Source organism: Roseateles sp. L2-2 (genome assembly GCF_050613215.1).
Lineage (GTDB): Bacteria > Pseudomonadota > Gammaproteobacteria > Burkholderiales > Burkholderiaceae_C > Roseateles > Roseateles noduli.
The window spans coordinates 3,149,639-3,168,342 of the sequence record NZ_CP192509.1 but is presented as its reverse complement, the minus strand read 5'-3'; the positions used below and the strand labels follow the sequence as shown (position 1 = coordinate 3,168,342).

Annotated in this window: 19 protein-coding genes; 3 read left to right on the top strand and 16 right to left on the bottom strand. The window is 66.6% G+C overall.

What is annotated here, in order from left to right; all coding sequences use genetic code 11:
* Positions 1–16: 16 nt before the first annotated feature.
* The 16 genes from ACQZ13_RS14235 to ACQZ13_RS14160 form a co-directional block, all read right to left on the bottom strand.
* The gene (locus ACQZ13_RS14235; protein WP_431052942.1) at positions 17–1,417 is read right to left on the bottom strand and encodes a hypothetical protein; all 1,401 of its coding nucleotides are present in this window, start codon (positions 1,415–1,417) and stop codon (positions 17–19) included.
* A 101-nt stretch (positions 1,418–1,518) separates the two neighbouring features.
* On the bottom strand, positions 1,519–1,971 hold the full coding sequence (locus ACQZ13_RS14230; protein ID WP_431052940.1) for a hypothetical protein: 453 nt from the start codon (positions 1,969–1,971) through the stop codon (positions 1,519–1,521).
* An 11-nt stretch (positions 1,972–1,982) separates the two neighbouring features.
* Complete coding sequence (locus tag ACQZ13_RS14225; protein WP_431052938.1) at positions 1,983–4,259, bottom strand: type VI secretion system Vgr family protein; 2,277 nt, start codon at positions 4,257–4,259, stop codon at positions 1,983–1,985.
* Positions 4,260–4,488: 229 nt separating this feature from the next.
* Positions 4,489–5,007 carry a hypothetical protein gene (locus tag ACQZ13_RS14220; RefSeq protein WP_431052936.1) on the bottom strand — a complete coding sequence of 173 codons (519 nt, stop codon included), beginning with the start codon at positions 5,005–5,007 and terminating at the stop codon, positions 4,489–4,491.
* Between the two features lie 40 nt (positions 5,008–5,047).
* A complete protein-coding gene (locus tag ACQZ13_RS14215) occupies positions 5,048–5,461 on the bottom strand; it encodes a hypothetical protein (protein WP_431052935.1) in 414 nt (137 codons plus the stop codon).
* Between the two features lie 22 nt (positions 5,462–5,483).
* Positions 5,484–6,293 (bottom strand): SMI1/KNR4 family protein, encoded by an 810-nt coding sequence (locus tag ACQZ13_RS14210; protein ID WP_431052933.1) that lies wholly within the window; start codon positions 6,291–6,293, stop codon positions 5,484–5,486.
* A gap of 75 nt (positions 6,294–6,368) precedes the next feature.
* The gene (locus ACQZ13_RS14205) at positions 6,369–6,743 is read right to left on the bottom strand and encodes a hypothetical protein (protein WP_431052931.1); all 375 of its coding nucleotides are present in this window, start codon (positions 6,741–6,743) and stop codon (positions 6,369–6,371) included.
* A gap of 71 nt (positions 6,744–6,814) precedes the next feature.
* Positions 6,815–8,146: a HEAT repeat domain-containing protein gene (locus ACQZ13_RS14200; RefSeq protein ID WP_431052929.1), complete on the bottom strand. Its 1,332-nt coding sequence runs from the start codon at positions 8,144–8,146 to the stop codon at positions 6,815–6,817.
* 21 nt (positions 8,147–8,167) lie between these two features.
* Positions 8,168–9,226: a WD40/YVTN/BNR-like repeat-containing protein gene (locus tag ACQZ13_RS14195; protein ID WP_431052927.1), complete on the bottom strand. Its 1,059-nt coding sequence runs from the start codon at positions 9,224–9,226 to the stop codon at positions 8,168–8,170.
* 15 nt (positions 9,227–9,241) lie between these two features.
* Entirely contained in the window at positions 9,242–10,507 is a 1,266-nt protein-coding gene (locus ACQZ13_RS14190) for an HNH/endonuclease VII fold toxin-2 domain-containing protein (protein ID WP_431052925.1), read from the bottom strand.
* A 7-nt stretch (positions 10,508–10,514) separates the two neighbouring features.
* The gene (locus tag ACQZ13_RS14185) at positions 10,515–10,901 is read right to left on the bottom strand and encodes a DUF4150 domain-containing protein (protein WP_431052923.1); all 387 of its coding nucleotides are present in this window, start codon (positions 10,899–10,901) and stop codon (positions 10,515–10,517) included.
* Positions 10,902–10,905: 4 nt separating this feature from the next.
* Complete coding sequence (locus ACQZ13_RS14180; protein ID WP_431052921.1) at positions 10,906–12,012, bottom strand: hypothetical protein; 1,107 nt, start codon at positions 12,010–12,012, stop codon at positions 10,906–10,908.
* Positions 12,013–12,016: 4 nt separating this feature from the next.
* Entirely contained in the window at positions 12,017–13,141 is a 1,125-nt protein-coding gene (locus ACQZ13_RS14175; RefSeq protein WP_431052919.1) for a DUF2169 family type VI secretion system accessory protein, read from the bottom strand.
* Between the two features lie 9 nt (positions 13,142–13,150).
* Complete coding sequence (locus tag ACQZ13_RS14170; protein ID WP_431052917.1) at positions 13,151–13,696, bottom strand: DUF6484 domain-containing protein; 546 nt, start codon at positions 13,694–13,696, stop codon at positions 13,151–13,153.
* A 1-nt stretch (position 13,697) separates the two neighbouring features.
* Complete coding sequence (locus tag ACQZ13_RS14165) at positions 13,698–15,833, bottom strand: type VI secretion system Vgr family protein (RefSeq protein ID WP_431052915.1); 2,136 nt, start codon at positions 15,831–15,833, stop codon at positions 13,698–13,700.
* A gap of 144 nt (positions 15,834–15,977) precedes the next feature.
* Positions 15,978–16,478, bottom strand: a complete 501-nt coding sequence (locus tag ACQZ13_RS14160; protein WP_431052913.1) for a hypothetical protein — start codon at positions 16,476–16,478, stop codon at positions 15,978–15,980.
* Between the two features lie 50 nt (positions 16,479–16,528).
* On the opposite strand from ACQZ13_RS14160, the gene ACQZ13_RS14155 reads away from it, so the two are divergent.
* The 3 genes from ACQZ13_RS14155 (at position 16,529) to ACQZ13_RS14145 (ending at position 18,646) form a co-directional block, all read left to right on the top strand.
* Positions 16,529–17,026 (top strand): hypothetical protein, encoded by a 498-nt coding sequence (locus ACQZ13_RS14155; protein ID WP_431052911.1) that lies wholly within the window; start codon positions 16,529–16,531, stop codon positions 17,024–17,026.
* Between the two features lie 133 nt (positions 17,027–17,159).
* Positions 17,160–17,885: a hypothetical protein gene (locus tag ACQZ13_RS14150; RefSeq protein ID WP_431052909.1), complete on the top strand. Its 726-nt coding sequence runs from the start codon at positions 17,160–17,162 to the stop codon at positions 17,883–17,885.
* The gene (locus ACQZ13_RS14145; RefSeq protein WP_431052907.1) at positions 17,885–18,646 is read left to right on the top strand and encodes a hypothetical protein; all 762 of its coding nucleotides are present in this window, start codon (positions 17,885–17,887) and stop codon (positions 18,644–18,646) included. Before ACQZ13_RS14150 ends, ACQZ13_RS14145 begins: the two co-directional genes overlap by 1 nt.
* Positions 18,647–18,704 lie beyond the last annotated feature (58 nt).

Sequence of the window (18,704 nt, the reverse complement as noted above, 5' to 3'; positions counted from 1 at the left end):
GGGATCGCTGCCGGTGTCAGTGCGCCGAATGCGCAGGGTGCACGGGATGCACCGGAGGCGCGGGATGCCCGGCCTGGGCGGACGCCGCGCGGCCGTCGCGCGGCACCATCGCCTCGGCGAGGCGCCGCAGCGAGGTGTCCTGCACCGCCACGAAGTCGAAGGGGCTGAAGCGCGGCGCGCGACCGCGCGAGGCGGCGACCAGCTCCAGGTACAGGTCGTGGCGACCGGCACGCCACCAGCCGGGGCCCTCCAGCTGCGCCAGCAGCACGCCGGCGCTCAGCGGTCGCCCGCCGCGCACGCGCACATCGCCGGGCGCCTGGGCGACGCGATGCCACCAGGCGGCCGTGTCGCCGCCGTCGGGCGCCGGACCGGCGATCGTCGCCAGCGCCTGTGCCGCGAGCTGACGTTCCTCGTCGTTGCGCAGCGGGTCGTCGTGCAGCGCCAGCAGATCGGGCACCAGCGACGGCAGTCCCAGCACGCCGGCAGCCCGCGCGGCCTGCCAGCGCCCGGCGCTGCGCAGCATCGCGCGCAGCAGGTCGGCATCGCCGGGATGACCGTGCATCGCCATCGCCAGCAGCGCGTCGGCCCAGCGGCCGTCGCGCGTGGCCATGCGGGTGGCCTCGCCGTGCAGCGCGGGCAGGCGCAACGCCGCCCCCAGACGCAGCGCGGCGCGCGCGACCGGCTCGGCGGACGACTGCGCGGCCGCCATCAGCAGCGGCTCGCAGCGGCCCGGGTCGAAGTGCTGGGCCGGCGCGCCGAGCGCCGCTCCCACCACCGACGGATTCGGATCGCGCATGGCCGCGTCCCACGCGGCTTCCGGCAACTCCCAGCGGAACGCCAGCACGCGCACGGCGGCGGCGCGCAGCGCCGCCGCCTCATGGTTCAGCAGAGGCGTCAGCACCTCGGACAGATCGCTGCGCGGCGCGAGCGAGAGCGCCTCCACCGCGTGGGCGCCCTCCTCCGGATGCCGGGTCACGGCGGTCTCGAAGATCCGCCGGATCTCCGACAACGGGCGGTCCCCCGCAACGCAGCCGAGCACCAGCAGCGCCGCGAAAACGCGGCCGGGATCCGGCAGGTCGGGATCGATGGCCAGGGCCGCGATCTGTTCCAGCGCCTCATGTCCAAGGCCCACGATCGCGTTCACCTGCGCCAGCAGCCGGCGCTCCGAGCCGATCGGCGTGCGCCAGTCCTCCTCCGGCTGCGGCGCGCGGTAGGCGCGCAGCACGGCGACCAGGTCCAGGCATTCCTCCGCCGCATGACGACGGAACACCGACGTGCCGCCGGCGTCGAAGGCCGGCGCGGCGCGGTCGGCGTCCGCGGGCCAGGCCGCGCGCCAGCCCGGCTGCGCGGGCACGCGCAGCGACGGCGCCGGCGCGCCGAGGGTCGCCACGTCGAGCACACAGGGACGGTCGAGCATGAGCCCGCGCGGGGCGGACGCATCGCGCCCCGTCCCGGAGGCCGGTCCAGCCGCAAGGGTCACGGGGGCGGTCACGTGGAAGAACTCCTGAGGGACACGGGTCAGTTCATCTTGATCATGGGCGCCAGCAGCCGCAGCAGCCGGCGGCTGCGCGTGGCGAAGCTGGAGCAGACGATCTCCACGTCGCCGTCCGCGCCCAGGCGCAGGCGCGACTGGCCGTTGCGCAGCACGATGTCGCCGCGGGCCTCGAGGATCAGGGTCTCCGGCCGCGCCGCGAAGGCCGCGGGATCGACCACCGGCTGCGGCGCCGCGGACTGGCGTCCGATGCGGCCCAGCACGATGCCGCCGCCCGCGCCGTCCTGCCAGACCAGCACCGCGTCGCCGCCGCTGCAGGCGGCACCGGGCGCGTCGGGCTGGAGCAGCTCGCAGCGCAGCGTGGCGCCGTCGGCGAGCGTGACTGTCAGGCGGCCCTCGTCGTCGACGCCGGCGACTTCGCCCCGGCACAGGGTCTGCGGTTGTCCGATGAGCGGCGCAAGATCGAAGAGGTTGGACACGCGCGCCTCCTTCAGCTGTTCTGGTTGACGTTGGGCGAGCCCTTCAAGTCGAGGTTGCCCCCGGCCTTGACGTTGATCTTGCCGCTGCCCTGGATGGTGATGCTGGCGCCCTTGAGCGTGATGTCGCCGCTGCTCTTGAGGATCAGCTGCGCGGCGCCGCACTTGAGCACCAGCTCGGAGGCGGCCTCCACGGCGGCCTTGGCCTTGCTGTTGACGCTGTAGTCGCCGCCGGACTGGAAGCTCATCGTCGAGCCCGCCTGCGCCGCGTAGCTGGCGCCAGCCTTGTGGCTCATCTTGGCGCCGGCCTCGTGGTTCATGTTGGTGCCGGCGGACACGGCCTTGCTGAGGCCGATCTGTTCGGAGCTCAGGCCGCCCACCGCCACCACCTTGGCCGCGCCGACTTCCTGCAGCAGCGCCGCGCCGATGGCCTGGTTCATCGCCGCGCCGACGGTCAGCGCGTAGGCGGCGCCGATGGTCTCGGCCTTGACCAGCGCGACGGTGACCGTCTGCGTGCTGCCGAAGCTCTGCGTGTCGGCGGCGCCCACGGTCAGCGTGCGCGTCGCGCCGATGGTCTCGATCTGGTTGGCGCCGATCGTCAGGGTCTCGTCCACGCCGACGGACTTGGTGCGGTTGCTGCCGACCGACATCGTCTGGTTGGACCCGATCGAGATCGTCTGGTTCACGCCCACCGTCTGCGTCTGGTTGTTGCCCACGGTCTCCGAGTCGTCCACGTCCACCGTGTCGGTGCGGTTGTTGTGGATGGTGGAGGTCTGGTCGTGCTCGATCGTCGTGGCCATGTCGAACTGGCCGTGGATGGTGATCATCTCCTTGCCGGCGGTGTCGTCCATGGACAGCTCGTTGTAGCCGGCGCCCTTGTGGGTCTTGGACTTGATGCCGCTGATGACGGCGGCGGCGGGCAGGCCGTAGGGCGGCATCTGCTCGGCGTTGTAGACGCGGCCGGTGACGAGCGGCTGGTCGGGGTCGCCCTCGACGAAGTCGACGACGACTTCCTGCCCGATGCGCGGGATGGAGACGCCGCCCCAGCCCTTGCCGGCCCAGGGTTGCGAGACGCGGATCCAGCAGGAGCTGGTCTCGTTGCGCTTGCCGCGGCGGTCCCAGTGGAACTGCACCTTCACGCGGCCGTACTTGTCGGTGAATATCTCCTCGCCGGACGGGCCGGTCACGATCGCGGTCTGCGGTCCCGGGGCCATCGGCTTGGGCGTGCGGCGCTCGGGGCGGAACTGCTGGTCGGCGGGGATGGCGTTGAAGCGGCAGCGCAGCTCGGACTCGCCGGAGGCCGATTCGGTCGACGCCTGGCGCAGCTGCGTGACGGTGCCGGTGATGAGGTACTTCGCGTTCTGGTCGTCGCGCGGATGGCGGCTCAGCGACAGCAGGTGGCCGGTGCGCACGCCCTGGGCGTTGGTGTCGCCGTCGAAGCGGGCGTAGGCGGTCTGGATCTCGTCGAGGCGATCCTCGACGTACTGCGCGCCGTCGCTGCCCTGCACGTAGCCGCCGGGGTAGTCGAACACCTCGCCGTCGGACAGGTCGTAGTCGCGGGTGCGGTCCAGCTTGGTTTCCAGCGAGGTCGAGGGCCGTTCGAAGTCGTAGTCGGTGATGACGACCTTGCCGGGCTTGAGGCTCTCCTGCGTGACCCAGGCGTCGACGTATTCGAGCTCGGGCGGTGCGTTGTTCGTGCCGCCGTAGAACGGGAGCGTCTCGCAGCCGGGGGCGCAGTCGTGGGCGGAGGCGGCGTCGGTCAGCACGAGCGTGTGGCCGGCGTCGTCGTGGGTGAAGTACCAGTAGATGCCCTCGTTCTCGAGCAGCCGGGCGACGAAGTTGAAATCGGTCTCGCGGTACTGGACGCAGTAGGTCCAGGGCCGGTAGGCGCGCATCAGCTTGAATTCGTGGCGGGCGACCGGGTGGTCGTCGAAGACCGCCTTGACGATGTCGGGGACGGTCATCTCCTGGAAGATGCGGCAGTCGGCGGTGCGCGTGAGCAGCCACAGCCAGGGGCGCATCGTCATCTGGTAGACGGTGTGCTTGCCCTCGAAGCCGGTCTGCGCGAAGCGGGTGACGTAGCCGGCCAGATGGCGCGGTGCGTCGTCGCGCAGGGCCATGGTCAGCGTCGCGGACTTGCCCAGCAGTTCCGAGGCGCGGATGTCCTTGCGTTCGCTGAGCAGGGTGAGCGTGGTCTCGCCGAGGTCGCTCAACGCCTCGCGCGACGCGCAGGCGTGGACGCGGAGGACATCGTCGTCGAGGGCGGTCTTGAGACGGAATGGAGCTGCCATGGGCGGACCGGAAGAACGGACCTGAGCAATCGGTCGTTCACGGTAGGCCTGTGCGCATGTCGCAGGAAGCGACCAAAGTCATTCGCGGCCTACCCCCTTGTAAAGGGGTGATACGGCGGCCCGGGGCGTGTCACCGGTGTGGGTGACGCGTGCGCGCCGGCGACCCGGGATGGGTGCGGCGGCGCACGTTGGGTGTTCGCGGAGCGCCTGTCCGACGTCCGCGAGGCGCTTACATCGGCAGCGTCATGGAGACGGTGAGAGTGAGCACTGCGCCGTCGTCGGCGTAGTCGGCGGTGACCTCGCGGCCCTCGACCTCCCACTGTTCCCACTCGAAGACGCCCTCCTCCTCCTCGCCGTCGACGGCGTCGCCGTAGGCGGCAATGGCGGCGTCGCGGGTGGCCACGGGCGTGGTGGCGAACGGGCCGTTGCCCTGGTAGGGGTCGACTTCCTCGCTGCCTTCGGGGTAGTAGAAGATCGCGCTCAGCACGTGGGTGCCGGTGCCCAGCGGCTCGCCGTAGTCGACCGCGTGGGTCTCGCGCGGGGAGAAGGACAGCACGACGCCGGCCTCCTTCAGGTGCACGAAGCCGGCGCGAATCTCTTTCTTGCGCTTCTGGGAGAGCTCGGTCGGCGCAGGCGTGCCGGCGGGCGTGGTGTGCGCGAGCACGGCAGCGATGAGCGGAGCGTCGACTTCGGTCAGGCCGAGGAGGCTCGGGAGCTCGGGGAGCGTCAGGATGGAGGTGGTGGTCATGAGGCTGAACGATAACCCGTAATCGGGCCAACGGGCCGGGTCACCAGGCCGGGCCGGCGATGAGGACGGAACTCAGGCAGTTCCAGTCCCGCTCGGCGAAGCCGAAGGCCAGCTTGCCCCACGGCTCCCGACGGGACCACGAGGTCTCCTCGTCGAGCGAACCGCCACGCGGATGCCCGGTGATCTCCATGCCTTCATGGCGGCGGAGCACATCGGTCCGCAGCACGCACGGCCCGGCGATCCGCAACACCAGCCCCCAATGCGCTTCGGGGTCCCGTTTGCGCATGCGCAGGAAGGCCTCCTGGACGATCACCCCGTCGGCGAGCCGCACCGGACCGCCGAAAAAGGCGTCCGTCCACTCGTTGGCGATGTCGCGCTGTTCCATCGGGGACTGCAGCACGGCAGCCAGCCTGGGTGCGTCGATCGGCGCCTGCGCGACCAGCAAGGGGAGCAAGGCCCAGAGGTCCAGAGGAAGGTCAGTCACGGTCGATCGGCCGGGCGACGGCGAGGAATTCAGTGAAGGAATCGGCGACGAAGCCGAGGTGGTCGTGGGACATCGGATGCGGGATGTGGAAGGTCGACAGGAAGTAGACCTTGCCGCGTCGCTCGCCTTCCAGGCCGAGCATGAACTGCGAGTTGCCCGGATCACCGCCGATCGGCAGCAGCCCGGGCGGATGGAGGTGCTCGTTCCAGAGCAAGTTGTCGTCGAGGTTGCAGCCGCCTCGGTAGGGCGAGTCGGTCCCCTTCTCTTCGAAAAGGCTGTAGGTGCTGTTGAGTTCGGCCTCGTCGCCGTAGGAACTCGCGGGTTTGCCGCCCCAGTCGACCGGCATGGCGATGGCGGCCCAGCCGCCGAACTGGTTCCGCATCATCGGTGGCGAGCCGCGATGTTCGAGCAGGAAGGCGGCGTAATCGGTCGGGAGCTCGAGCTGGTTACGGGCCTCGAAGGCGCGGATGTCCTCCAGGGTGATCTCGGGATACTGGTCCTTCCAGGGGAACTCCATCCGCCATTGGAAGGAGGCCCAGCGGGCAGCGTGGGCCTCCGCCCTCGCCCGCTCGGCGAGTTCCTCGGCCACCTGACGGGCGAACGCCTTGGCGTTCCAGGCGAGTTCGCGCGCGGGCGCTTCCGCGCGGCGCCGCTCCAGGGCCGCTTGGAGATCGGCCTTGGCCTGGTCGAGCTCCTCGCGCGTGGCCGGCGGGTACGGACCCGGGCCCTGCGACTGGCGCAGGGCGATGACGAACTCGGCCCAGTCGTCGTCGGTCAGAGGGGTGTCGTCGGCGTCAGTCATTTGCCGTTGAAGACTCAGCGAAAGTCGAATGCTTGCCTTAGTCCGAACTTAAACGTAGGGCGCCACGCTGGTGACTCATCCGCCGGACGCCCAGGAAGTAGTTGCGAACTCCGCCCAAAGTCGGGGAAGCTCGACCAGACCGCCCTGATGCGGATCCAGCAACTGACTTCCTTCGATCGGCAGCGGATTCAATCGGACCCGATTGAAAGGCGATGCACTGGGATCGATATCTACGACTACTGCGGCCTGGACGCACATACCGTTCCGCCAGCGCAGGAGTAGCGGGAGATCGGGCGGGATGAAGCCTGACAGGAAGTCCGCATGTTCCTCGAGATCAAGCCACAGCCAAGCCACATGCTGCGGCATCGCCACGGCACACAGCGCATCGAAAGCTGGCCGCAGGCGTTGGCACTTCTGGCACCACGCCTCCGCGCCGATCACGATCATCAACTCGGCGCCAGGCGCTTGAAGATGGCGTCCGAGTGCCCGGGCATCAGTCCACGGATCAAATGTCGGCATGCTCAGGCGACCACAACGCCCATACGGCGCAGTTGCTCGCCCTGTACGCGAGCGGGTGCACGGAGGTCGAGTGGGTAATCCGGGTGCATCCACGAAAGGGCGTGTGCGGCGACGGCACGCAATGCCTGAGGTTGATCAGCCCCTGGATGGAGCAGCGAGCGCAAGTGCTGCGCGGTGACGTCCTTCCCCAGCAGGCGACGGGAGCCGCTGTGCGGCGTCGGCGAGGAGCCCCCGTGGGCAGCGATTCGCGCGACATCCGGCAGGGGCAGTCCTGCATCACCGTCCGCTCGCGCTGCATTGAGCGGAGCATCCAGATCGATCTCGGTTTCCTCGAGCGCCAGGTCTTGCGCTTCGATGTCGACGCCGGTCATCGCCTGCCAGGTCCAGCCCGCCCATCGTGCCTCGCGCTCGTCGCTCATTGACGCGATGACGAAGGGCAAATGGGCGACATCTCCATGGACCAAGATCGCGTCGAGCGCGAGCCGGCGTGGCAACCGGTCGAGCAATGCGCGCATGCCCGGATGCCCCAACGGCGTGAACCACGCGAGATGCTTCAGCCAGCGGCGCAGACGGCGCTCGGCCTGAGCGCGCGGCCAGCCCGTCAACGACGTCCAGACTGCGATCTGATCCGTCACGCACGGCCAGAGCTGGGCGGCCGCAGTCCGGCCGTCCGACTGCTCGAGACGCGCGACCGCAATGGCGCATTCAGCACGAACGAACAAACTGTCGTCCTGGGCTAGCGCGCCGATGGCGCCCCGGCCTCCGGGTCCGGTTGCCCTGCAGGCAGCGGCGCGGACCTGCGCATCCGGATGCTTCAACCACATCGATATGCTCGCGACCTCCTCTCGAACAAGCGAGGCAGCGCGCAGCGCAATCGCGATGTCCACGGGATTGTCACCAGCAAGGGCTGCACGCATCCAAGCCGCTCGCTTGTCGGGAGATGTCCAGGCCAAGGCGGAAATCGCCCCTCGCGCGACCACATCGGGATGGGCGCGAATGCTGCGCATCACACTCGTCATCGCAGGCGCCCATTCGCCGTTTCCATGCTCTAGCGCGAGCAACATTGCGACGAAAGCTTCGCCGGGCTTGCGCCAACGCTCGAGATTGCCTTGAGTGATCTTGACGCCCTCCTCGCCGGCCACGATCAGGCCTTCGAGATGGGCTCCGAGTTGGGCCTGGAAACCTGAGACCGCGTCGGCACGCAGCAGGACTGACGAAGCCGCGCCGTCGATTTGGCTCCAGTAGAAAGCGGCATCGTCGGCATGGCGGCGCACGATCGCGGTGATCGGCACATCAGCCAATGCGAGCGTCACGGAGGAAGAGGTGTCGGGCATGTGGGTCAGGGAAGCCGTCGATCACTCGTTGAAATCATCATTGAAGAGCAGGTCCCACGTCTTGCCATCAAACATCGTGGCTCCGTACATCCCGGCCACCAGCAACTTGTCTCCGTCAGGCGACACGTCGAGCCGGTGGGCGTGGACCGCAGTTCCCGCAGGCATCGGATCCCGCTTCGCTCGATGCGCGGCAATCATCTGCCCATCCTCCAGCACGAAGCAGCCGTAGGAGTCATTGGCGCAATAGAGGCGGCCCTTGAACCAGACTGAGTCCTGGTAGGGAAGCATTTGATTGGCCTGGACAATTCGTTCCCATTGATCATCGTGCCCCTTCCATACAGACCCACGCATATCGGTGATATACGCCGTCCCATCCGGAGACACCGCCACGGTATGGAGTGCGAGGTTGCCAGGGAACTCCACCTGCTTCCAGACGCCGCCCTTTCGCCTCCAGACCGCGCCGGCACCACCCACCGCATACATATCTTCCGGGGAAATGCCTGCCAGATCCTGGAATCTGCTGTCACTCACTGCGTCCATCATCGTTTCGCGATCAGGACTCCCCAGTCCGGCAGGAATTTCTATGTCGCCGTGCTCTTTCCAGAGCTGGCCGTCAGTTCTTTCGAAGATTCGCTGCGGCCCACCGATGGCAAAGACCGTCCGTCCCACACGCACGGTCTTCATGACGACCGCATCAAATTCATGATGAGCGTTCGCAGCAAGCTTACGTGCTTCAAAAGGAATATCCTGCTCTCGTCCCTTGTAGGTTTTCGGCTTATATGAATACGTTTCACGACCAATACCTACGGCCACAAACTCTTCATTGTGAGGCGCCCATGCGCTCGTCAAGCGCGCCCCCACCCCCAAGCCATTGGCGGACATGGAAAAGAAGCGCTTGTCCATTGCATTGGCCAGCTTGACCGACAAGACACGGATCTTGAAACCATTTTCCAGCTCGGCGTCTTCGTCAAGCTCCTCATAGAGCAAGAACCCCAGGCGACCGTCTTCGAAGCCAATCGTGCAATCCTTGACGACATAGCCTTTCAGAAATTCATTCCAGCAAGCCTTATCAATAATCATTTCAACTCCTTAAGATCAATCGTCGTTACCGCCGTCGTCGTCATCATTGCGCACAGGCTGAGCGCCAGTTCCATCGTGGGGAGTGACCTTCGAGTTCTCACAATCAGGGCAACCCAGCTTTTTACTGGCCGCCTTACCACAGTAATAGGCATCCAGTTGTTCCTGGAGGCACTTCTTGTTGCAGCCATAGGTAGCGGACACCTCTTTCAGAATCAGATCGCGTGCGACGGGATAGGGCATCTCTTTCTTGCCTGAATACCCATTACCCCGCAAACTCGCCTTCGTCAAATCATGCATGATTCCATGAGAACCCATGTGCTGGTTGTTCCCCTCGACACAGATTGTCGGCGAATTACCCTCGGTGTAGCCATCCCAGCAATCACGCGTCGGCATCTTGCTGCGAGGCATCGACTTGAGCTTGCCCTTCGCATTGAGATTCTTGGGGTCCGCCGCCCAAGCCGACTTCGCGGCAGCCGCCCTGGCCCCGTTATCGCGGAACATTGCATCAGGGAGCAGGTGGTGGCCGGTCTGTCCGGGACAGCAACCATTGCCGGCCCATTTCGCGGCGCCATCCTTGCTGAACGGCACCAACATGCACTTCCGGGCGCGCAGGCACGGATCGGCTCCGGCATAGGCGGTTTGAATGTCCGCCATGACCGTGTTGGCGACCTTCTTCTGGTCGGCTTTGCTGAGCTTGTCGAAGTTCTTGAGATCGTCCTTGTAATGGTCGAGCGTGCCCGAAATCTTGTTGCCCGCGTCCTTCAAGCGCTCGACCGTTCCTTTGAGATCTTCGACGGTCTTGCGCATCTCACCGATGCGCCCGGCAGCATCGTAGGCAGTGACCGCGACATCCACCGCCGTCAACACCCAGCCGACGACCGGAATCCAGCCCGTCAGTCCGCGCCGGACAGCAAGTTTGGCGATCTGCTTGCCGCTGTACTCGAGCACCTCCTGCTCGATCTTCGCGATCACCGAATTCTGCAGCGTGCTTCGAATGGCACTCAACGAGGACGTGATGTCGCCGAACTCCTGCGCCCATTCCTTGAAATTTCCGAGTCCGGGCTGGACCATCAACGGCCCACAGTGATCCAAGACCCAGTTGCTGTCCTTGCCGGCATTCTTGTGGGACAGGCGCGACTTCGGGCGTCCCTTGCCCCGGCCCTTGTTCTTGTCGTCCGCCGCGCACTTCTTCTCCATCTCTGCCTTGTCATCGGCGCACGCCTTTTTGGCGGCGGCCGTGTCGAGGTAATAGCTGGTCGGCGTATTCGCTGCTGATGCCATCGCGCGCTCAGGAGTGGTTGTGCGTCATCGGATCTTGATGACGGCAGACGTTGAGACCTTCGACCTTCACGTCCGAACTCCAGTTCACGAAATACGCATCGCCCGTGATCGTGTGCGTCGCGACGCCCATCGGGAAACTGCGCGTCGCGGGTTCGTTGCCCGTGGACTTCGTGAGGAAAGACTTGTCGCGCAAGGCGAGCGGCTTGCGGCAGATGAAGACCGTCGAACTGCCCTTGGTCAGCTTCGTCGCGAAGGCGGTGTTGCCGTAGGGAATAACGACAGGACCCGCCGCCGGCGCCGGTGGACTCCAGCACGGATCGGGTCCGATGATCGCTTTGCCGTCGGCGGCCTTGGAGCAGATCTCGTTGTCGTTGGCGTAGACGTGGGTTTCCATGGCGTCAGTCGGCTCGGGCCCAGACGGGCCGCATTTCAAGGATCACCGCCGCACGCAGGCCACGATCGTCGGCCAGGTGCATGACGTGATGAGAAGAGATCGACACTGGCCAATCTCGCGGACGTACCACCCGACCCGCCCGATGCCAGAGATAGGCAATCGCCGCGGGCCCAAGGGCCGCACCGACTTCACCCAGGCCGCTTGCCGGCGTGACGTGCGATAGCTGAGGCCGGCCATTCAGCAGCCGGGTGAAAGCCGTCGCAGACTCGCGCGCGTAGAACGCCTCGCCGTTGATGTCGCTGATGCGCATGGTCAGGTCAGCGACGTCCACCTCCGCGGCGCCGCAGGCGGCACGCACCGCCGCCGTCAAACCTTCCGCGCGATTGGGCAAGGCGCCGTCCCAGTTGCCGGACTCCTGCGCGGCGCCCACGCCGCGCAAGCCCAGCGAGCCGCCGCGCCCGCGCTCCACAAGCACTGCGGCCGCGGCCTCTCCGGGGAAGAATCCATCCGGGTTCCCCGGCACCTGCAAGCGCTCGTCGCGCAACAGCAGGTTGATCCGCCTGGCATTCAGCAGGCTGCTCGCCCCCGCCATCAGCACGTGACGGACCCCATCCTTCTCATCCAGCAGCTGTTGCGCTCGCGAACACAATGCAGCAAAGCCTGCCCTCCCCGAGGGAAGGATGGCGCTGCGTCCGCTAAAGCGCAGACCGGTCAATTCGCCAAATCTGGTGAAGAGCTCCGCGCCCCACGTGCCGGAAGTGTCGCCCACGTCGTCGCAAAGCAGCAGCAGCGCACAGTCGGCCGGGTCGAAACGCAAGCGACCGTCAACAGGCATCGCCTGGAGCGCATCCTGCACCGCAAGCGCCAGCCACTTGGCAACGCGGCCAACGCCCCAGGACTTTTCACCCGGCAGCCGCGCGACCCGGACCGGATCGCCTGCGTTGCTCTGGAACTCGCTTTCCTGGAAATGATCGAGGTTGGCAAGCAGAGCCGGAGACGCTGCATCGAGGCGCTGGCCCACGGCGCAGCACAGTCCGGCCGCCACCACGTCCAGGTCCAGGCTCGCCGCACGTGCTTCCACTGCGGGTCTGGCGGATTGATTCGTCGTCATCTCGTCACGCGCCCTGCGGCTCAGCCGCGCTATGGACAGGCACGTCGTCGCGACAACCCGCGCAGCCGCCTCCCAGCCGCTGCTTGTCCCACCAAACCGGGTCGATCGGGCCGATGCCCACCTGCTTGATCTCCTGGATGCGTCGCCGGATGGGCAAGGTGGCCCGCCAGACCACGCTGAAGCGGCCGCGCTCCACCTCGAAGAAGAGCGTGTCGACATGCGCCAACGGTGCCGCCTGACTGAAGTCGCTGCGCAGCACCCGCACCTGCATGTCCAGCTTGGGCAAGACGAAACGCAGATCCGGGCGTCCGTGAGCGAGATGCACGAGGCGTACAGGCTCGCCACCATTCGGATATGGCATCTGCTGGTCCGAAGGCGCACATTGATGGAACTGGTCGTCGAAGTCGTCTGGCAGCAGCGGGAACACCTCCCGCTGCCATACCTCGTCGTATGTGCCGGCAAAGGCGCGGCGCGGCTGCCAGTGGCGTCCAACGGCGCTCAACGCGACCGGTAATCCACCGACCGTCGGTCTCTCCAAGGGCTGTTCAACTGACGACAGTTGAGGTGCGGGTGCTCCGGCAAGCTGAGCCAGAGTGGTCGCGCCAGCGAAGCCTAAGCCCACGGGATTGGCATCTAGCGCCTCGCAGAATGATTTCCCATCACGTTCGTACCAACGAGCGCCACCATAGGCTCGCCCGAAATGCATCGGCACCTGGAGGAATGGCTCCGGCTCTCCAAGCTGATAGTCCTTGGCATCAACGCCCGAACCGTTCCACACTCGGGGGCCAGAGACACGGACTCGCTTGAGGAGCGGGCCGATCTCGAACCCGGCCACCAACTCCCGCACACGCACTCCGCCCGGCGCATGAGCCGTCGCATCGAAGATGACGTCACATCGCGGCTTGAATCTGGCGAGGTCCGCGCCATAGCGCAACGGCGACTCGCCAGGGTCACCCAAGTATTCGTCGACCATCGCAATCGGCTCAGGTGGCAGCGGTCGCGGCCGCTGGCCTTCCTCCGGAATGCTCCACGTCGCCTTTGCAACAACCACGAGATGCTCTCGGCCTGTTACGTCCGGCGCGACCGTCACTTCCGTCGCGAGATAGCGGGATCCGACTTCAACCTGCACGCCAGCCCCTCAGTTCACATGCACCGACCCACCGACGATGCGCTGCGTCGCGCTCGCGTGGCTGGTGATGTAGGTCCCGCGCAGCTGGATACGGCCATCGGCCGTCAGCACGATGCACGCCTCGCCGCAACGCAGCTCCAGTTCCTCGGCGGCTTCGATCACCTCGCGATGACCGTCCACTGTGATGACGAGCCCTTGCGGCTCCTCGTCATGCGAGACCGCCGCCGGCTCGGTCGCTGGCGGGGTCGCGCCGTTCCACAGCAAGCCCAGTACGATAGCGGAACCGCCGGCGAGCACACTCAGCGCGACGCCCTGGCCTTGGTGTTCCGCCGACAACGGCACCAAGCTGTGAGCCACGCCAACCAGGCCCAAACCAGGGACCATCGCCGCGCCGGTGGCGCCCTGAGCAGGGACCGTCTGCAGCGTGCCGATGATCACCTGTCCCGGCACCGGCATCGCCGCGGCCTGCGAGCCCTGATTCAGCAGCGCATGGAACGGCGATGCTTCCTGCGCGGCCACATCGACGCCATGCGCCGGCATGTCGAGTCGCTCCACGTCAGTTCTCCAGGATCTTCTTGCCCTTGACCGTGACCTCGCCGTCGGCCTTGAAGGTCTGCTCGCCGGTGGTGCCGACGCTGAACGTGTGGCCGTTGATGATGATGGTGCCGTCGGACTTCATCGTGAGGCTGGCCTTACCGACCGTCAGATGGAGTTCATCCTTCGCGGTGACCGAGTACACCGCGCCGCTGTTGATGGTGTAGTCCTTGCCCACCATCGTGTTCTTGTACAGGCCAACCTGCTCGGTCTGGAACGCGCCGACCGTCGTGTTCATCATTGCGCCCACGGAGGTCTGGTAGCCCAGGCCGATGGTCAACGCCTTGGCCATGCCGATGGTTTCGGCCTTCGCCATCGCGATGGTCTCGGTCTTGTTCGCCCCGATCGTCACCGACCGGTTCGACCCGATGCTGATCGTCTCGTTGATGCCGACGTCCTCGGTGCGGTTCATCCCGATCGAGATCTTCTCGTCGAGGTCGACCCGCTCCGTCCGGTTCTGATGGATCGTGATCGTCTCGTCCAGGTTCACCGTCTCGGTGCGGTTGCCCTTGACCAGCGTCGTCTCATGCCGGTCGATCGTCTTGGTCCGATCCCGTCCGACCCAGTGCGTCTCGTCGTTCTCGACCTCGATGTCCTGGTTCTTCTCCGCGTGGATCCAAAGCTGCTCGTCGCCGTGTTTGTCCTCAAATCGGATCGCGTTGGCGTTGCCGTAGCTGCCGCCCTTGGTCGAGCGCGTCAGGAAGCCGCTCTGTGTCGCGTTGGCCGGCAGGTCCCATGGCGGCAGGTTCTCGCCGTTGTAGGTCCGCCCCATGATGATGGGCGCGTCCGGGTCCCCTTCGATGAACCCGATGATCACTTCCTGCCCGATGCGCGGGATGTGGATGCCGCCGAAGTTCGAGCCCGCCCACGGATGCGCGACGCTCACCCAGCACGAGCTGCGCTCGTCGCTCTTGCCGCGCCGGTCCCAATGGAATTGCACCTTCACCCGGCCGTACTTGTCGGTGTGGATCTCTTCGCCCGCCGGGCCGCTCACGATGGCCGTCTGCGGCCCCGCCACCAGCGGCTTCGGCGTGCGCCGCGCCGGCCGGTACTGCTGAGCCGCCGGGATGCAGTTGAAGCTGCAGCGCAGCCCCGTCTCACCCGAACCGGCTTCGTTGGCTGCCTGGCTCAAGCTGATCTGCGTGCCCGTGATCAGGTATTGCGCGTTCTCGGTCTCGCGCGGATGGCGCGACAGCGACAGCAGATGCCCCGTGCTCACACCCTGCGCGTTGGTCGTGCCGTCGTAGGTCTGGAACTGCGTCTGCAGCTCGTCCAGGCGGTCCTCGACGTACTGCGAGCCGTCGCCCGTCTGGATGTAGCCGCCCGGGTAATCGAAGATCTCGCCGTCCGACAGGTCGTAGTTGCGCGCCACGCTCTGATTCGTTTCCAGCGATGTCGATGGCCGCTGGAAGTCGTAATCGGTGATGACGACCTTGCCCGGCTTCACGCACTCCGCGCTGCCCCAGGCCTGCACGTATTCCAGCGCCGGCGTGGCCTGCGCGCCCGAGCCGTAGAACGGCAGCGACTCGCAGCCCGGCTTGGCGTCATGCCCGCTGGCCGAGTCGCACAGCACCACCTTGTGGCCGGTCTCGTCGTGCTCGACGTACCAGTAGATGCCTTCGTGCTCCAGCAGCCGGGCCACGAAGTTGAAGTCGGTCTCGCGGTACTGGACGCAGTAGTTCCAGGTCCGGTACGGGCGCAGCAGCTTGAACTCGTAGCGCGCGACCGGGTGGTCCTCGAAGACCTGCTTGACGATGTCGGGGACCGACAGCTCCTGGAAGATCCGGCAGTCAGAGGTCCGAGACAGCAGCCACAGCCACGGCTTGAGCTGCATCTCGTAGACGCAGTGCTTGCCCTCGAAGCCGCGCTGCGCGAAGCGCGTCACGTAGCCGCTGAGGAATCGCGGCGCGTCGTCGCGCAGCGCGATCGTCAGCGTCGCGGGCTTGCCCAGCAGCTCCGAGGCCTGGATGTCCTTGCGTTCGCTCAGCAGCGTCAGCGTGGTGTCTCCGGCGTCGCTGAGCCCCTCCCGCGACACACAGGTGTGCACGCGCAGGGTCTCGTCAGGCAAGGCGGTCTTGAGGCGGAAAGGTGAGGCCATGGCACCAGGGGTCAGGTCGACACCCCGGAGGCTAGGGATCACCCGCGATCACCACAACGGTCGAAAGTCACTCCCACATTTCGTGGGCCCCTGGCGAATTCCGCAGAATTATCAGAACGGGGCCATGCAGACGGCTCAACAGGGTCAGGTCATGAGCATGAAATCCTGATCGTCGACGCGCTGAACGACGTCTTCCCGCCATTGGCGCGGGTCGTCCAGCACGGACCAGGACACGCTTTGGGGCCAGGTCCTGCCTTCGTGGAAACGGTCGCGCATCGTGGCGACGATGCCTCGCGAAGTAGGCCATCCGGTTTGTCCGATGCCGATCATCAGGTTTCCCCGATCGAGCTCATCCAGCAAGACCTGACGCAGATCGGCCGGAAGTCGGTAGGTCAGTGAAATCCAATCCTTGGCGGCGTGAGGATCACGCTGGCGCGCGCGGATCTCATGAGCGTGCAGCCTAGCGGTAGACGCAGCCTCCTCATCAGACATTGACGCCCAAGGGAAATCGAACTGGTCGCCGCCAGGCGCGGAGAAGCGGCGCCAAGCCGAGTGGTGGGTCATGTCGATCGCTTTCCACGGAGCCATCTCGTCATGATTGCGATGGATCCTCAAAGCCATCACGGTAAGGGAGGCCGAACGCATGCAGGAGAGGCGAAGGTCATTCCGGGCGGAAAGCGCCCGATACTCCACGCATGTCCATTCTCCGCCGCGTCATCGCCCTCACCGTCCTCGCCGGCTGCGTCTGGACTTTCCAGGAGAGTCGACGAGGCGGCTTCGGCATGCTGGGCGCCCCCTTCGCGATCATCGCGGTGATCATCGGCATCCTGGCGCTGGCCGCGGCGATCTTCAACCTCAAGGTCTTCGGCGATCGGCAGTGGGAGGACAGCGGTTTCGACAACTCCGTGCTGGGTCAGCGCTCCGGCCGTGTGTTCGGCGTCTTCCTGGCCTTCATCTTCGGCGGCGCGCCGATCTTCATCGCGATCCGCGGTCTGGCGCGAGGCGTGATCCCGCCGCTCTGGAGCGCGCCGGACCTCGCCGCCGCCCGGTCGCCGGTGATGTTCGTGCTCTGCTTCGCGCTCTGGCTGGGCATCGGCATGGCGCTGTTCGTGCTGATCATCAAGGGCACATGGCTCGCGAAGTTCGGCGGCGAGAAGACCCCGCCCGTCCAGACGCCGCGCCGGCGGCGTTGATCCGCGCAGGGCGGTCCGCGCCCGGCGAGAAACACCCGGTTGCGAATTCCCGCCTGTGCAGAGGCCAAAGTCACTTCGGTCCGACCCACCCGACCGGTACCGTGCGTTCATCCGCATTGCGAAGGAAGCGTCGATGGGTGCTGCACGCATTCCCGGGCCTCAAGGCGCCGGGGCCAACACGTTCGAGATCGACGACGGCACGATGATCCGCGCCGCGTCCCCGCTGGTGTCGCCCGTCGGCGCCGCGCCGCGCGCCGAGAAGGCCGCCCCCATCGACGACGACACCCGCGCGCTGGCCGCCGTCGCCTACGGCGAGGGCTCGACCGGCAACGTCTACGAGGAGATGGCCGCCATCGCCAACGTGCTGGTGCGCCAGCAGAAGGCGCGCGGCTTCGCGACCATCAGCGCGTTCATCAAGACGGACAAGACCTTCGCCTTCGCCGCGCATGACGGCAACCAGCGACACAACAAGCTCAAGAAGGCCACCGCCGACGAGATCGCCGCCGACACCGGCATGAGCGACGCCGTGCGCGGCGCGCGCAACGCGCTCAGCGCCACCGGCACCGATTACGCCAACGGCGGCTACTTCTGGGACGGCGCCGACATCAAGTCGAACTACGACAAACACCCCAAGGTGAAGGCCGGGATCCACATCACCGATCCGAAGCACAACATCTACGACATCAAGGACAAGGACGTCCCCGGCGAAGAATGGTGGCGCAGCGCGACCGGCGCCAAGACCAAGCTGCGCGGCAAATGGGACTACAAGTACGAGTCCACCGCCGCCTACGGCGGCACCATCTTCTGGAAGTACAACGACGACTTCGTGAAGGCCACCAACAACAAGGTGTACGACTGATGTCCAGGCTGTCCCGTCCCCTGCCCCACACCCTGCCCCACACCCTGCGGGGCTCTCTGCGCCGCACCGTGCGCCGCTCGCTGCCGGTGATGGCGACCGCCCTCGCCGGCTCGTTCTTCGTCGCCTGCGCGGCGCATGCGGACGCCGTGGCCAGGAACGCGACCGAGCTGCGCGATCTGCTGCGAGGCACGGCGACGCCCGCGGCGCTGGAGCCGGTCAAGACCGAAGGCTGGTGCGGGCCGCAAGGCTGCTTCGTCGACGTCGGCGAGCTGCGCCTGGACCGCGACAAGGGGGGCGTCGCCAGGGCGTCCGGGGGCAAGCCGCTTGTGGTCGTCGAACACCGGGCGATGGGCGGAGATCCCCTGCCCGACATCGACTGGACCTCGACCGAAGCCTACCGCGTGAGCGTCGGCGGCCAGCGCTGGGGCACCTGCATGGAGTTCTCGCACACGGGGATCGGCAAGAGCGGCACGTACCAGCGCTGGGTCAGCGTGGTGCTGGTGCCGTTCAGCGGCGACAAGCCGGCGGGACCGGCGCATCGATTCGTCGGGTACTGGGCCGGCTGCGATTCGCTGCAGGCAGCGAGCGCGGGTCAGGTCTTGCTTCCCGTGATCGAGCGCGGCGAGCCCAAGGCCGCCAAGCCGGTCAGGCTGGTGAACTACCAGTGCTCGGCGAAAGGCTGCGAGGGGAAGGTCGACGAGCGGGTCGTCGACGGAGATCCGGCGGGCGAGAACGGCGGGATGTCGATCCGGGCGAAGTGAACGGCTGACTGCCACGGCCGCAGGCCCTCACCCCCACCCTCTCCCGCAGTGCGGGAGA

Coding starts and splice junctions, on each gene's coding strand:
- ACQZ13_RS14185 (WP_431052923.1), bottom strand. CDS start 10,901: ATGGAAACCCACGTCTACGCCAACGACAACGAGATCTGCTCCAAGGCC.
- ACQZ13_RS14200 (WP_431052929.1), bottom strand. CDS start 8,146: ATGCCCGACACCTCTTCCTCCGTGACGCTCGCATTGGCTGATGTGCCG.
- ACQZ13_RS14150 (WP_431052909.1), top strand. CDS start 17,160: ATGGGTGCTGCACGCATTCCCGGGCCTCAAGGCGCCGGGGCCAACACG.
- ACQZ13_RS14180 (WP_431052921.1), bottom strand. CDS start 12,012: ATGACGACGAATCAATCCGCCAGACCCGCAGTGGAAGCACGTGCGGCG.
- ACQZ13_RS14160 (WP_431052913.1), bottom strand. CDS start 16,478: ATGCGTTCGGCCTCCCTTACCGTGATGGCTTTGAGGATCCATCGCAAT.
- ACQZ13_RS14220 (WP_431052936.1), bottom strand. CDS start 5,007: ATGACCACCACCTCCATCCTGACGCTCCCCGAGCTCCCGAGCCTCCTC.
- ACQZ13_RS14225 (WP_431052938.1), bottom strand. CDS start 4,259: ATGGCAGCTCCATTCCGTCTCAAGACCGCCCTCGACGACGATGTCCTC.
- ACQZ13_RS14155 (WP_431052911.1), top strand. CDS start 16,529: ATGTCCATTCTCCGCCGCGTCATCGCCCTCACCGTCCTCGCCGGCTGC.
- ACQZ13_RS14195 (WP_431052927.1), bottom strand. CDS start 9,226: ATGATTATTGATAAGGCTTGCTGGAATGAATTTCTGAAAGGCTATGTC.
- ACQZ13_RS14165 (WP_431052915.1), bottom strand. CDS start 15,833: ATGGCCTCACCTTTCCGCCTCAAGACCGCCTTGCCTGACGAGACCCTG.
- ACQZ13_RS14190 (WP_431052925.1), bottom strand. CDS start 10,507: ATGGCATCAGCAGCGAATACGCCGACCAGCTATTACCTCGACACGGCC.
- ACQZ13_RS14235 (WP_431052942.1), bottom strand. CDS start 1,417: ATGCTCGACCGTCCCTGTGTGCTCGACGTGGCGACCCTCGGCGCGCCG.
- ACQZ13_RS14210 (WP_431052933.1), bottom strand. CDS start 6,293: ATGACTGACGCCGACGACACCCCTCTGACCGACGACGACTGGGCCGAG.
- ACQZ13_RS14145 (WP_431052907.1), top strand. CDS start 17,885: ATGTCCAGGCTGTCCCGTCCCCTGCCCCACACCCTGCCCCACACCCTG.